Genomic DNA, 14,756 nt, shown 5'->3' with positions numbered 1-14,756 from the left:
AATTAATAAACGTTTCTATTTTCATAATTCCAAAAAGGCTTAATTTTAGAATTATGAAAAACGAATTTAAAAAAGGTTTTTATTTTAAGTCGTACGAAGCCCCGTTTCAGTCTCCGTTTGAAAAACTTTTTGGTATTTTCAAAGAGCTAATCACCCATACTTCGGGGGATTTTGACGAAGCAATCAACTGGCTTCGGGAATTAGATATAGAATATAAACTAACAGATGAGAACTACACGATCGATGATTTTATCGAAGATTTAAAAAAGAAAGGTTACATAAAAGACGAAGTCAAAGAAGATGGAAGCGGCGGTTTTGGAATCACTGCTAAAACAGAACGCGCAATTCGTCAGCAGGCTTTAGATCAAATTTTCGGAAATCTGAAACGATCCGGAAACGGAAATCATAAAACAAAACATGCCGGAAATGGCGATGAACATACGGGAGAATTTCGCGAATTTAATTTTGGCGATGGTTTAGAACGTATTTCATTGACCGAAAGTCTGCGAAATGCCCAAATTAATAATGGGGTTGAAAGTTTCATGCTGACAGAGAATGATTTGGTTGTCGAAGAAACGCAGTACAAAGCACAAATGAGCACCGTTTTGATGATCGACATTAGCCACAGTATGATTTTGTATGGCGAAGACCGAATCACACCAGCGAAAAAAGTAGCAATGGCTTTGGCGGAATTAATCACAACCCGTTACCCAAAAGATACGCTTGATATTTTGGTTTTTGGAAATGATGCCTGGACAATCCCAATTAAAGATTTGCCGTATTTACAAGTTGGTCCGTATCACACCAATACAGTTGCCGGATTGCAATTAGCAATGGATATTTTACGCCGAAAACGAAATACAAACAAGCAGATTTTCATGATTACTGACGGAAAACCAAGCTGCGTGCGCGAACGGGACGGTTCGTATTATATGAATAGCAACGGTCTCGACGAATATATTGTAGATAAATGTTACACACAGGCACAGCAAGCCAGAAAATTACACATTCCGATTACGACTTTTATGATTGCAAATGATCCATATTTACAGCGATTTGTGAATCATTTTACAGAAGCAAATCAAGGAAAAGCATTTTATACCGGATTAAAAGGTCTTGGTGAAATGATTTTTGAAGATTATGAAACGAATAGGAAGAAAAGGGTGAGGTAAGTGTTCAGTGTTCAGTTTTTAGTCACAGTTTTCAGCTGTCACGCTGAGCGAAGTCGAAGCGCTGTTTTTATTGATTTGTGATAATTTTACACACAACGCATATCGTAGAGACGCACAGCAGTGCGTCTACGCAAAGAGATGACACAAAGTTGATTTACAAAAGGATTAAATTTATACACAACGCATATCGTAGAGACGCACAGCAGTGCGTCTAACACAAAGTAATGACACAATATTTGCCGTTAAAAAAAACAATAAACAAAATAGATATTTCATAAAATGGAAATTAATAATATAAAAACATTAGGACAGTTAAAAGCTGCAGGATATAAAAGCACAAGTGTAAAGGACGAATTGCGAAATAACCTTCGTGAAAAAATAAAATCAGGGAAACCGGTTTTTGAGGGCGTTCACGGATTCGAAAATACCGTAATTCCAGAACTGGAGCGTGCGATTCTTTCTCGTCATAATATTAATTTACTAGGACTTCGCGGACAGGCAAAAACACGTTTAGCCCGTAAAATGGTTGAATTGTTAGATGAATATATTCCGTTTGTAACAGGTTCAGAAATCAATGACGATCCGTTGAATCCAATTTCACGTTTTGCAAAAGATTTAATCGAAGAAAAAGGAGATGAAACACCAATTTCTTGGTTACACAGAAACGAACGTTTCTTCGAGAAATTAGCAACGCCGGATGTAACCGTAGCCGATTTAATTGGAGATGTTGATCCAATTAAAGCCGCAAATTTAAAATTATCGTATGCAGATGATCGCGTAATTCATTTCGGAATGATTCCGAGAGCAAACAGAAGTATTTTTGTTATTAACGAATTACCAGATTTACAAGCCAGAATTCAGGTTGCATTATTTAATATTCTGCAGGAAGGCGATATTCAAATTCGCGGATTTAAATTGAGAATGCCACTTGATATGCAGTTTATTTTTACCGCAAATCCGGAAGATTACACCAACAGAGGAAGTATAGTAACACCTCTTAAAGACAGAATTGGTTCGCAGATTTTAACGCATTATCCTGAAACGGTTGAAATTGCAAGAACGATTACACAACAGGAAGCAAAACTGGACGAAAACCAAAGCGATATAGTTTATGTTCCGAATTTAGCGAGAGATATTTTAGAGCAAATAAGTTTTGAAGCCCGTGAAAGCGAATACATCGATAATAAAAGCGGTGTAAGTGCCAGAATGAGTATTACCGCTTTTGAAAACTTAATAAGTACAGCAGAACGTCGTGCTTTAAAATCCGGAGTTGATAAAACAAATCTTCGTTTATCTGATTTTATCGGAATTATTCCGGCGATAACTGGAAAAGTAGAATTGGTTTATGAAGGAGAGCAGGAGGGAGCTGCTTTTGTAGCGCAGCATTTGATTGGAATGGCAATTCGAACTTTGTTTCCAACGCTATTCCCTAAAATCGAAAAATTAGAAAAGCCGGGAGAAAAAACACCTTATTCTGATTTAATTGAATGGTTTTTTGCAGAAAGCGGTTTCGAATTATTAGATGACGCTACTGATGCTGAATATCAGGCTATTTTAGACGAAGTTACTCCTTTGGATATTCTATTAAAAAAATACCAGCCGCAATTAGATCAAAAAGATCAATATTTTGTAAAAGAGTTTGTGTTGTGGGCTTTGGTAGAATATAAAAAACTAAGCAAAGACCGTTTTGCACAAGGACACCAATTTAAAGATATGTACGGAAGTTATATTAGTAAATTATAAATTATTAGTTGTTAATTGTTAATTCAGCAGTAGTTATTAAACCCGACAAGTTTTAAAAACCTGTCGGGTTTATTATTTATAAAAACAGTGTTACCAGTTTTAAATAGTCTACCTTGTTCCGTTGGCTGTATTTGCAGTTTGCCTAAAAAAGCGATGGATGATAGTTTTGAGGATTTGATAGCAAGTTATATAGAGAATAAAATTGGAATTTCGGAACGGTTTATAAGTGATGAGTTATCAAATAATCTCAAGCAAAATTTAATCGATTTAAATGCTGCCAGTTTACTTTTGACGGCTGGAATTGGAAATTCTGAAAAACTTTCTTTTGACGGAAAAATTAGAAATGATGCTATTTATTGGCTCGATAAAAAGCATAATAATGTTTTTGAAAATGAATTTTTCGATAAAATTGATGCTTTTGTACTTTACTTAAACGAAAGCTGTTTTGCCGGAATTACAGGTTACGAATTTCATTATTCCTTATACGAAAAAGGCGATTTTTATTTGAAACACTTAGATCAATTCAAAAATAATTCAAGTCGTAAATATTCGATGATCAGTTATTTGAATAGTAATTGGAAAGAAAGTGATGGCGGAGAATTAATGATTCACCAAAACAACAGCGAGCAGAAAATCTCGCCCGTTCAAGGAAAAACCGTTTTCTTTAAAAGTAATGAATTGGTTCACGAAGTTTTAGTTACACAAAATACCAGAATGAGTATTACAGGATGGTTAAAAAGTGACTAATATGTTTTTTCAGGAACATTCATTATAAGGAGATAAACGTTATTTTTGTATTCAAAATTTAATCCTATGTTGTTTCTTGTTTTAAGTATTTTATGCAGTGTAACGGTTGGTGTTATCTTCAAAATAACCCGTAAATACAATGCAAACCCAATTCAGATTATTGCGTTCAATTATATAATGGCAATATCGCTTTGCTATTTTACTTTTAGCCCGGATTTAAATGTAGTTCATGCAGATGCTCCGTGGAATATTTACGCAGCCGTTGGCGTTTTACTGCCAATTGTTTTTTTGTTTTTATTCACTTCCATAAAACATATGGGAATTGCAAAAACTGATGCGGCACAGCGTTTATCGCTCTTTATTCCGATAATTGCAGCGTGGCTTATTTTTGAAGAAGAATTCAATTCGTATAAAGTTATTGGACTAATAATTGGATTTATAGCGCTGTTATTCATCTTAAAAAAACAATCAGGAAACGATCAAAACAAATGGATTTATCCGGCAGCTGTATTTATAGGTTTCGGGATTATCGATATCCTTTTTAAGCAAATTGCACTTTTTACCGCTTTGCCTTACACAACTTCATTGTTTATCGTTTTTGATATTTCATTGGCTGTTTCTTTACTCGTTGTCGTTTATGATGTTGCCGTAAAAAGAGTAAAACTCAATTATAAAAACATTCTTTTTGGAGGTTTGGTCGGAATCTTCAACTTCGGAAATATATTGTTTTATTTAAAAGCGCATAAGGCTTTCGCCGAAAATCCTTCAACTGTTTTTGCCGGAATGAACATGGGCGTGATCGTTTTGGGAAGTCTTGTTGGAATGCTTTTCTTTAAAGAAAAATTATCTAAAATCAATATTTTAGGACTTGTTTTAGCCTTAATTGCCATTGTTTTCATCGTAAAATCACAATTTTAGTACTTTTTTTAATTTCTTAAATCATTAATTTACAAGAGATTTAATGTTAAATTTATATTTTTCTGAAATAAACCCGACTAATTCTATAGAGTCTATAAATATATTTTATAGATTTGCAATGACAATGAAAAACTATAGTCTAAATATCATCCCGGTTATGTGCAGTTTGACTATGTGCTGCATGTCGACCTATGCGATGAAATGGCGTTAATAGAGAAAGTACTTGTTAGTTATTTTTTTTTAGCCTTTCATGCACCATGAAAGGCTTTTTTTAGGAACTATTAAATAAAAATAAAATGAGATCGAATAGAAACATAAATAGTATGATGCATTGCTGCCAGATGAAAATTCCGTGTTGCATGTGTTGTTGCTGATTTTATTCAGAAGAAACATTTTATTAAGCCCAAATCGATAAACCAAAAAATTAAAAATAAATACTATGAGTGCAGAAATTATAAAACAGAACCCCTTTCAATCTATGATTGACAGGTTTAATATAGCAGCCGATATTCTTAAATTAGATGAATCATTAAGACAAAAGCTGCAGCGTCCGGAAAAACAAATTGTGGTCAATTTTTCTATAACACTAGATAATGGAACCGAACAAAATTTTGAAGGATACCGCGTAATTCATAATACAGCTTTAGGTCCGTCAAAAGGCGGAATTCGTTATGATAATGCTGTTAATCTTGATGAAGTAAAAGCACTTGCCGCCTGGATGACCTGGAAATCTGCTGTAACCGGAATTCCGTTTGGAGGAGCAAAAGGCGGTATTATTTGTGATCCAAGAACACTTTCTAAAACAGAATTAGAAAGAATAACAAGAGCGTATACAAAAGCTTTAGCCGATATTTTTGGCCCTGAAAAAGATGTTCCGGCACCTGATATGGGAACAGGCCCAGACGAAATGGGCTGGTTAATGGACGAATTTTCATTGGTTCACGGTAAAACAATTCATGCTGTTGTAACCGGAAAACACCTGCATTCAGGAGGTTCATTAGGAAGAGTAGAGGCAACCGGAAGAGGAGTGAGCATTATTACTTTGCTTGCGCTTGAAAAACTAAAAATAAGACCGGCAAGATCAACTGCTGCCATTCAGGGATTTGGGAATGTTGGTTTGCATTCGGCTTTGTTTTTATATGAAAAAGGAGTTAAGATAGTTGCTGTAAGTGATGTTTCTGAAGCTTTTTTCAATCCTGATGGAATCAATATTCCTGAGTTGATTTTGTATTATAATCTAAATAATAAAACTATTAAAGGTTATCCAAATTCAGTTGCAATCAAACATGAGGATTTATTGCTTTTAGATGTTGATGTTTTGATTCCGGCTGCAAAAGAAGATGTTATTACACAAAAGAATGCCAAAGATATTCGTGCCAAAATAATTATTGAAGCTGCAAATGGACCTGTTTCTTCTGATGCTGATAAAATTTTACACGAGAATAATGTTTTAGTAGTTCCGGATATTTTAGCAAATGCCGGAGGTGTAACCGTTTCTTATTTTGAATGGCTTCAAAATTCATTGTTAGAATCCTGGAGAATTCATCAAATTAATAAACGTTTAGAAGATATATTAGAAAAAGGTTTTGAAACTGTATTTAGGGTTGCTGCTAAACATAGTGTAACGCCGCGAATTGCTGCTTACATTATTGCTTTGAAAAAAGTGGCAGATACACAATCTGTTAAAGAAGTGACTCTGGAAGCCGATAAATACAATCAGAACTAGATTTTTCTAAGAGAAATTTAAGACTATTTTCATCGGTTAATATCAATATATTTGTATCTGATATTGGTTGATGAAAATAGCTGTTTAGTTTAATTAATTGTAGTTTAGTTTCTTAAAATCGATAAAAAGTAATTTTTAAAAATGAAAAACATTAATTTTCTAGCCTTTGCAATGCCTGCTTTCTTTCTGTTTTTATTCCTTGAATATAAGCTGGCACAACGAAAAAAGAGACCTGAAATTTTTAATTATGAAAGTTCTGTTTCTAATATTAGTATTGGAATTGCAGAACGATTGATTAATTTGTTTGTTGCCGCAAGCTTTTACCAATTGTACTATTTGATTTATGATGATTATCGGATTTTTGATGTTCCGAGTAATTTTTTAGTCTGGATTGCCTTAATTCTCGCCACAGATTTTGTCTGGTATTGGTATCACAGATTAGGACATGAAGTCAATTTTTTCTGGGCAGCACACATTGTACATCATCATAGTGAAGAATTTAATTTTACGGCCGCAGCCAGAATTACCACTTTTCAGGCGATAATTCGAACGGGATTTTGGTGTATTCTTCCTTTTGTTGGGTTTCATCCCACAATGGTAATTACCATGCTTATTGTTCACGGAGCGTATTCTTTCTTTACGCACACGCAGCTCGTTGGAAAAATAAAATGGCTGGAATATATTTTTGTAACACCTTCTGTTCACGGTGTTCATCACGCATCTGACGAAAAATACCTTGATAAAAATTACGGCGATATGTTTACGTTTTGGGATCGTCTTTTTGGAACTTTCCAGGAAGAAGAAGAAAAACCAAAATACGGATTAACGCATCCGCTAAAAAGCTATAGTTTCCTTTGGCAGCATTTCCACTACTATTTTGAAATATACGAATTGTGGAGACGTTCAAAAGGATTTAAAGCAAGATGGAAAGCTGTTTTCGGCAGTCCGGCGCACATGGATCAGGATATTCGTCCGACTTTAGAAAAACGCTTTCTGCAGGATAAAAGCAATCCGCATCAAAGACTCCGATTTAGAAATTACCTTTATATTCAATTAGGAATCTCTACTTTATTGCTAACCGTTTTTACCTATTACTTTGATCATTTAGAGGCGTACGATAAGATTTTTGTATTGTCTATTATAATCATCACTTTAATAAACTGCGGGGCTATTTTAGAACAGCGCAAATGGATTTATTATCTCGAATATACCCGTATTTTTATGATAACGACGTATTTTTTATACGAAAGAGATCTAACCATATTTTTCTTCGTTCCTCTGGCCGTTATGATTTTTGCTGAGCAATTATTCTCGTTGAGTAAATATTATCAAAATATGATTTTGCAGTTAGAATCTGCAGAGTAAAAAAAGTTAGCCACGAATTACACAAATTTCCACAAATCAGTATGCTCAATTCATTCGTGAATTAGTGACGTTTTTTTTGCCACAGATTAAAAGGATTAAAAAGATTTTAACTGTGTGTGTATTTTTGCTCGAATTGTACGAATCTTTTTTTATCAATTTACAGCATAAAAAATTAGAGGAAATTCGTGTAATTCGTGGCAAACCTTTTTAGTAAGTACACTCTACATAAAAAAATCTTTTTAATCCTTTTAATCTGTGGCTAAACCTTTTTTTATATCGTTTTTATCGCCATAATTTTCTCTTCGAAAGTATCTTTAAAGTCTGATTTACTTTTAATTCTCGTTTTGTACGTATAAATGGTAGCTACAGAAAGTTCCAGAAATTCAGCCATTTGACTACTGTCCTGAATTCCTAATCGGTACAAAGCAAAAATGCGGAGTTCCGTATTTAAAAGTTCGCCTTTCTTTACAATACATTTATGATCATTCGGAAACAAATGATTAAAATCAGTCACGAAAGTTGGGAACAATTTGAGGAAGATTTCATCAAACTGATGGAACAAATTTTCTCTTTCTTCCTTTACATTATAACGTTTTAAACTCGCAATAACTTCATCTGTTTTTTTGGTAATAATTTTATGAAGCGTACTTTTTTGGATATGATCAATCTTATTAATGAAAGCCGAAGTTGCTTTAATAAAATACGTAATATATTCTTCTTTAATTGCATTTGCCTCGCTCAAACTTATGTTCATTTCCTGAAGCTGTGCGTATGACGAAGCCATTATTTTTCTCGCTTTGTTTTTCTCTTTTAATTGTTTAAAAATAATAATCGAAAACAAAATGATAATCAGCGTCAGGATCGTTAAAAGAATAATGATTTTTTCGAGTTTATCGTTTTTATCTTTTACGTTGTTTAACTGCGCTTTTTCGATAATAGGCAATATGGATGAGATTTCAATTTTGCGGTGTCTGGCGTTGTAAAAAGTAGCGTCATCCATCGCAATATTAATATATTCGTTTGCTTTGTCCAGATAACCCATTTTAAAAAGTTCATTCGCAAGATTTCTCAGCGCGACAGTTTCTTTCGTCGCATTTTTAACATCGGCAATAGCGGCGAGTGCGAGATAATAAATCGCTTTTTTAGTATAGCCTCTTTCCGAATAGATATAACCGAGACTCGAAGTTGCTATTCCGTAATAATCAGGCGGTAAATCGTAATTATTGATCCAGTAGCTGAAAGCAAATTCGGCGCCGCGCCAGTCTTGTTGTTTTAAACGTTTTAAACTTTCGGCAGCCCAATATTCATTTGAATTGGTTCCGATTAATTCTAAGGCCTTTTTAAGGAAATGATTTCCCTGCTGAACATAATGAATATTAAAACGCTGATCGCGGTTATAATCGGCTAAATCGTAGTATGCACGTGCTTTGATATTATAATATTCAAATTTGTTTTTCTGATCCAGTTTTTGATCGTCAATAACATTCAGCGTATCAATAGCTTCTTTAAATAATCCTGATGAAAGCAGTACAAAACCTTCCTTAATTCGGCTTTTAGCCAAATATTTAGGATCTTTTAAAACAATGGCTTTGATTTTAGCTTCTTCTAAATAATAATAAGCCGAATCATATTTGAATGATTTGTATTCTTCAAACAATGACATATAGGTATGATACAATTGCTCATTATTTTGGCTGACAGTAAATTTTGAAACATTCTTTTTTAAAGTTTCAATTTTGCGATATTTCTGTTTTAAGTAAACTTCTTTTTTTAGCAGTACATTGTCTAATTCTTCAAGAATTGGATTGGTCTCTTTCGCAGTTAGAGAAAAACCCGCAATGAAAAAATACAGTACAAATATTTTTTGCATGGTTTGGTTGTGGTTTTAAGGTAAGGTAATTTATGGTTGAGTTAATTCGTTTAAAAGCAAAATTAATTAAAAACTGATGATTAACAGTTTTAGAAATAGGAGAGTACTGATTTAAGATTTTTTTTCGAAATGCCTTAGTGTGAGTGTCTAAAAGGCTTTAAAATGTTAAAAGTACTCTAATAATTTGCAATTATACAATAAAAAGCGGTTATATATATGTATAGTGAAAAAATATTCACATAAAATTTCCATATTGTCATATTTACCATTATTCTACAGGTACTTTGCGTCTATACAAGACCTTGATTTTTATGTTTTTAGTAAAATTTTAAAACACTGTAAATCAATTAATTAATTACGAAAACGTTTGAATTATATCTTGATTTTTTACAGATATTTTTTTTTAGATTTATTTAACATCTAGTTTCGTACTGTCCTTTTTAAGGGATGAAAAACTAACAAAAACCAAAATTTATGAGAAGTAAAAGTTATTACTGGTTAGCTCTGTTTATTTGTTTTTTCGTGATTAGCTGCGATAATACAGAAGACGGAAGCTACGTTGATCCAATTACGATTTATGAAAAAGTAAACGGAAATTGGGGATTAACAAATCTAAAAATGGTTGACGAATTTGCAAAGGCAAATAAGATCGAACCAAGCGAGGAAAACTTGAGTACTTTTTTTAACTACGAAGATTTTAAAATCAATTTTAGCGTAGACGAAAAAAACAAACCTACAAGTTATGAAGTGACGGGCAATGTTCCTCCTTTATTTGCTCCAAAAGGCTATTGGGAATTAAGCTCAGATTTTCAACAGACCAATGCAAGCGCAGTAAGAATCTACTTGTACAGCGACGCTGCTAAAACTCAAAAAACAGACGAACTTAGAGTAACATCTGTTCCTGGAAACAATGACGAAATGGAATTTCAGTTGGTGCACTCTTCAGGAGGAACTCCGTTTGTGACTTATGTATTTAAATTAAATGCTATTAATTAAAAGTAATATGAAAAAATTTCTATATACAATTTTACTTGCCCTTTTGATGACTCCAACATTTACAAAGGCACAAGAAAACGCGGGAGCTGTGGGACCTATGTCATCATTTCCGGTTGTTTACAAATATGATGAGCAAGTTACATGGTACTTTGATCTTTCTGGAACTACGTTTGCAGAAAATCAGGATTTATACATCTGGATTTGGTCACCATCTGAACCAGATGCGGGAAACTGGGAGAATTCATCTGATTTCGCAAAACTGCACTATGAAGGAAATAAAGTGTGGAGTTTTACTTTAACTCCAACAGTATATTTTTCTAAAACCCCGGCTGAAATTGCAGCAAGCGCAGGATTTTGGTTTCGTTTAAAAGATAAAACAGGATCTAAACAAAGCGACGTGGCCAATATGCCATACACTGATTTTTCTTCTTTTTATACTGCGAATGAGTTAATTAGAGCTTATCCAACAAAACCAACAATTGATAAAGGAGTAAGTATTTTATTTAATGCCAATTTAGCTCCGGGATTTGCGGGAGCAACAAGCGTTCATATTCACAGCGGATTGAACAACTGGGATATTAAACAAGAATACCAATCATGGTTACCGGACATTGTTGAAAAAACCAAACTAAAAGATTTAGGAAACGGATTCTACAAAATGGATTTAGTTCCAAAAACATACTACAATGCACCAGACGGTTACGTGATGGAAAATTTAGTTTTCCTTATGGTAAAAGACGACTGGGCAGGAACAATTCCAGATCAGGTTTTATATGCAGGAGCTTATGAGCCGCCGCCGGCACCAATATTTGGATTTTTTCCTTTACAAATCAGCCAGAAAGATTTCTTAGGAATTTACAGAAAAAACAATGAGCCGGGAGTAAACAAATTGCTTTATACGATTACGGCTGGTGCAAAAACAATTTCTGGTGAGTTTAGCGGTGGAACTGCAGAGATAAAAGGATTTGTCAATTTGGTTTCAGAACTTAAGGATTCTCCTGTTTTAAGTGAAATTCATGTTTTAGTTAAAGACAACAAAGACAAAACGATTTCAGATACGACAATTCCGCTTAAAACCTTAGACAAATAATTCACTATCAAATTAAAACATCATTCTAATGAAATGAGCATAATCCTAAATTAGTCGTTGAACAAATAATGGATATGCGAATTACATATGACTGATAGAAAAACAATAAATAACTACATATGAATAGTAAAAATAAAAGAATAGTCCTGCATCAAATGTGGACTACTAAATCGCTGGTATTCATGATTTTCATGCTTTTTCTTTCGGCAGGAATGTTTGCTCAGGGAAAAAAGCTGGTAACGGGTACCGTTTATGACAATACAGGCACTGTGTTGCCGGGAGCTTCGATTATCGAAACTGGAACAAGAAATGCAACAACAACAGATTTTGACGGAAAATTTAGCTTAGAGGTAGCCGTAGGAGGTTCAATCGAAGTATCTTTCATCGGTTCAACCACTCAAAAAGTACAGATCACAGCTGCTTCTTCAAAATTAGAAGTTCGTTTACAAAATGACGGTTATCAATTAGCAGAAGTTCAGGTGGTTTCTGTTGGATACGGAACACAAAAGAAATCTGATTTAACGGGAGCTATTTCAACCGTTACGGCAGATAATTTGGTTAAAGGAACAATTTCTTCTACAGAACAAGTTCTGCAGGGAAAGGTTGCCGGATTAAATATCATTCGTCCTTCAGGAGATCCAGCTGCAGGTGCAACGCTTCGTTTACGTGGAGGAACTTCATTAACAGCAAGCAACAGTCCGCTTATTGTAGTTGACGGAATTGCTGGTGTTGATATCAACGTGGTTCAGCCGGCAGATATTAAATCGATCGACGTTCTTAAAGATGCTTCGGCGACAGCCATTTACGGTTCAAGAGGAGCAAACGGAGTTATTATTATTACAACAAAATCGGGAACAAAAGGCGTTTCTGTAGTATACAGCGGTTTATCAAGCGTAGGTTATGTTGCTGATAATTTAGACCTTTTATCTGCAAACCAATGGCGAGGTTATGTTCGTCAAACCGGAAATATGGATGCTGTTGATTACGGTGGAAATACAAACTGGCAAAAAGCAATCGAACAAACAGCTATTTCACAATCTCATACTTTAAGTATTAATTCTGGAAAAGTGGACAGTGGTTTTAGAGCTTCAATCGCTTATTTAAACAACGAAGGCGTTATTAAAAAATCTGGTTTAGAAAGAATCAGCGGAAACGTTAGTGCTTACCAATATCTTGGAGACAATAAAGATGTAAAATTTGATATGGGTTTATTTGCTAATATCGACAAATGGCATCCTATTGATTACAGAATTTTTGAGCGTGCTTACAACTTAAATCCAACAATTCCGGTTTATGATGCAAACGGAAACTTTACATCTGTAGGAGGAAATATCTACGAAAACCCTGTTGAGATTTTAACAAACAGAACGGTTGATAATGAAAGACACAGACTTTTAGGATACTTTAAAACAGAGGTTAAATTCTTAAACGATTTTCAGGCAGTTGCTAATATTTCTTTAGAACATAATGCAGTAGCAGGCGGAACTTACAAACCAACTTACGCTATTATGGAAGGAAGAACTGAAGCTGGTTACGCGCAAAGAACTTACGCAGAATATACAAATGCACAAGGCGAACTTTATGTAAATTATTCTAAAGTATTTGGAAAACATAGCGTTAGCGCATTGGCAGGTTATTCTTATTTAGAAAATATTTACCAAGGTTTTGGAGCACAAAGAAGCGGATTTGTGAGTGATGCTTTTGGCTACAACAACTTAGGTGCAGGTTACAACTATCGTTTAGGAGATGTTTATTCTTATAAAGGAAAATCAAATTTAGTTTCTTTCTACGCTCGTGCAAACTACAATTACGACGGAAAATATCTGCTTACTGCAACAGTAAGACGTGACGGTTCAAGCCGTTTTGGAGAAAACAATAAATGGGGAACTTTCCCATCTGCATCTGCAGCATGGAAAATTTCTAACGAAGATTTTATGAGCGGTACAAAAGACTGGTTAGGATCTTTAAAATTAAGAGTTGGTTATGGAGTTACAGGTAATCAGGACGGAATTGGTGAATACAAATCACTTTCTATTTTAGGAGTTGGAAATGATAGTTATTACGATCCGGTTACAGGAACCTGGAGTTTAGCTTATTCTCCAAAACAAAACCCAAATCCTGATTTGAAATGGGAATCTACAAGACAAATCAACGTGGGTATCGATTTTGGTCTTTTTGACAGAATCACAGGTTCATTTGAATGGTACCAAAAAAACACAGACGATTTATTGTATACTTATGAAGTTCCTCAGCCTCCATATTTAGTGGGAACAATGTTAGCAAACGTGGGTGAAATGTCTAACAAAGGAGTTGAACTTACTTTGAATGCTGATATCGTAAGAGGAGATAAATTCACTTGGAATGCTAATTTAACACTTGGACACAACATCCAAAAAATCGAAAAATTATCAAACCCAACGTATAAAACAGATGTTATTTACAGCGGTTCATTACACGGTTTAGCAGGTATGTCTGGTCAATATTCTCAAGTTATTGCAGAAGGATATCCGGTGGGAACTTTCTGGGGATTCAGAAATGCTGGTCTTGATGAAAACGGAAAAATCCAGTACTACAATGCAGCAGGAAATGTTGTAGCAGAAAGTGCTTTAGTTGATGCTGATAAAACAGATTTAGGAAATATTCAGCCAGATTTGACTATGGGTATTGGAATGAATTTTACTTACGGAAATTTTGATCTTGGTATTACAGGTTACGGAATGTTTGGACAAAAAGCGTTGAATGCTACAAACATGATGCTGAACGATCCAACAAGATTACCATCTTACAATGTACCGGATGATTTCTTAGGAAGCGGTATTACTTCTTCTCCTAAATATTCTGATTACTGGATCGAAGATGCGTCTTTCTTTAGATTACAAACTCTTTCTGTTGGATATACAATGCCATTAGGCTTCAAAAATTCAAAATTGAGAATGTATATCATGGGAGAAAATCTTGCTGTATTTACAAAATACAAAGGAGTAGATCCGGAGATTGGTTTAAATGCACAGGATGGTGTTGACCAAACAGGATTAGCAGCACCTGGTATAGATAAGTATAACAATTATCCAAGACCGACTACAATCTCTGTAGGATTAAATTTTACGCTGAATAACTAAGCGATTAACT

Annotated in this window: 10 protein-coding genes; 9 read left to right on the top strand and 1 reads right to left on the bottom strand. The window is 34.3% G+C overall.

Annotated features, from left to right (window positions below):
- Positions 1 to 53: 53 nt before the first annotated feature.
- From ACODSB_RS03045 to ACODSB_RS03020, 6 genes are all read left to right on the top strand, one after another.
- Positions 54 to 1,172, top strand: a complete 1,119-nt coding sequence (locus tag ACODSB_RS03045; protein ID WP_053474419.1) for a vWA domain-containing protein — start codon at positions 54 to 56, stop codon at positions 1,170 to 1,172.
- A 279-nt stretch (positions 1,173 to 1,451) separates the two neighbouring features.
- On the top strand, positions 1,452 to 2,915 hold the full coding sequence (locus ACODSB_RS03040; RefSeq protein WP_488935953.1) for an AAA family ATPase: 1,464 nt from the start codon (positions 1,452 to 1,454) through the stop codon (positions 2,913 to 2,915).
- Positions 2,916 to 3,068: 153 nt separating this feature from the next.
- The gene (locus ACODSB_RS03035; RefSeq protein ID WP_488935952.1) at positions 3,069 to 3,662 is read left to right on the top strand and encodes a 2OG-Fe(II) oxygenase; all 594 of its coding nucleotides are present in this window, start codon (positions 3,069 to 3,071) and stop codon (positions 3,660 to 3,662) included.
- A gap of 66 nt (positions 3,663 to 3,728) precedes the next feature.
- Positions 3,729 to 4,580 (top strand): EamA family transporter, encoded by an 852-nt coding sequence (locus tag ACODSB_RS03030; RefSeq protein ID WP_488935951.1) that lies wholly within the window; start codon positions 3,729 to 3,731, stop codon positions 4,578 to 4,580.
- A 439-nt stretch (positions 4,581 to 5,019) separates the two neighbouring features.
- A complete protein-coding gene (locus tag ACODSB_RS03025) occupies positions 5,020 to 6,306 on the top strand; it encodes a Glu/Leu/Phe/Val family dehydrogenase (protein WP_180856771.1) in 1,287 nt (428 codons plus the stop codon).
- Between the two features lie 141 nt (positions 6,307 to 6,447).
- Positions 6,448 to 7,671: a sterol desaturase family protein gene (locus tag ACODSB_RS03020; RefSeq protein WP_053474424.1), complete on the top strand. Its 1,224-nt coding sequence runs from the start codon at positions 6,448 to 6,450 to the stop codon at positions 7,669 to 7,671.
- A gap of 271 nt (positions 7,672 to 7,942) precedes the next feature.
- Here the strand turns inward: ACODSB_RS03020 and susR are convergent, their stop codons facing one another.
- Positions 7,943 to 9,541 carry a SusR family glycan utilization regulator gene (gene susR, locus ACODSB_RS03015; protein ID WP_053474425.1) on the bottom strand — a complete coding sequence of 533 codons (1,599 nt, stop codon included), beginning with the start codon at positions 9,539 to 9,541 and terminating at the stop codon, positions 7,943 to 7,945.
- 474 nt (positions 9,542 to 10,015) lie between these two features.
- Between susR and ACODSB_RS03010 the strand changes: the two genes are divergently transcribed.
- The 3 genes from ACODSB_RS03010 to ACODSB_RS03000 all read left to right on the top strand — a co-directional run bounded on the left by ACODSB_RS03010 (position 10,016) and on the right by ACODSB_RS03000 (position 14,746).
- Positions 10,016 to 10,537 carry a DUF5004 domain-containing protein gene (locus ACODSB_RS03010; protein ID WP_053474426.1) on the top strand — a complete coding sequence of 174 codons (522 nt, stop codon included), beginning with the start codon at positions 10,016 to 10,018 and terminating at the stop codon, positions 10,535 to 10,537.
- A 7-nt stretch (positions 10,538 to 10,544) separates the two neighbouring features.
- Entirely contained in the window at positions 10,545 to 11,627 is a 1,083-nt protein-coding gene (locus ACODSB_RS03005; protein WP_488935950.1) for a hypothetical protein, read from the top strand.
- Between the two features lie 119 nt (positions 11,628 to 11,746).
- Positions 11,747 to 14,746 (top strand): SusC/RagA family TonB-linked outer membrane protein, encoded by a 3,000-nt coding sequence (locus ACODSB_RS03000; RefSeq protein ID WP_488935949.1) that lies wholly within the window; start codon positions 11,747 to 11,749, stop codon positions 14,744 to 14,746.
- The last annotated feature ends 10 nt before the right edge of the window (positions 14,747 to 14,756 follow it).

The sequence above is a fragment of the Flavobacterium sp. FG68 genome (assembly GCF_057808895.1).
The sequence above is the reverse complement of the archived record's forward strand: the minus strand, read 5'-3'. Positions and strand labels throughout refer to the sequence as shown.

What these genes read in the sequence shown, in the direction of transcription:
- ACODSB_RS03045 (WP_053474419.1), top strand. Translation starts at nt 54, where the DNA reads ATGAAAAACGAATTTAAAAAAGGTTTTTATTTTAAGTCGTACGAAGCC.
- ACODSB_RS03040 (WP_488935953.1), top strand. Translation starts at nt 1,452, where the DNA reads ATGGAAATTAATAATATAAAAACATTAGGACAGTTAAAAGCTGCAGGA.
- ACODSB_RS03035 (WP_488935952.1), top strand. Translation starts at nt 3,069, where the DNA reads ATGGATGATAGTTTTGAGGATTTGATAGCAAGTTATATAGAGAATAAA.
- ACODSB_RS03030 (WP_488935951.1), top strand. Translation starts at nt 3,729, where the DNA reads ATGTTGTTTCTTGTTTTAAGTATTTTATGCAGTGTAACGGTTGGTGTT.
- ACODSB_RS03025 (WP_180856771.1), top strand. Translation starts at nt 5,020, where the DNA reads ATGAGTGCAGAAATTATAAAACAGAACCCCTTTCAATCTATGATTGAC.
- ACODSB_RS03020 (WP_053474424.1), top strand. Translation starts at nt 6,448, where the DNA reads ATGAAAAACATTAATTTTCTAGCCTTTGCAATGCCTGCTTTCTTTCTG.
- susR (WP_053474425.1), bottom strand. Translation starts at nt 9,541, where the DNA reads ATGCAAAAAATATTTGTACTGTATTTTTTCATTGCGGGTTTTTCTCTA.
- ACODSB_RS03010 (WP_053474426.1), top strand. Translation starts at nt 10,016, where the DNA reads ATGAGAAGTAAAAGTTATTACTGGTTAGCTCTGTTTATTTGTTTTTTC.
- ACODSB_RS03005 (WP_488935950.1), top strand. Translation starts at nt 10,545, where the DNA reads ATGAAAAAATTTCTATATACAATTTTACTTGCCCTTTTGATGACTCCA.
- ACODSB_RS03000 (WP_488935949.1), top strand. Translation starts at nt 11,747, where the DNA reads ATGAATAGTAAAAATAAAAGAATAGTCCTGCATCAAATGTGGACTACT.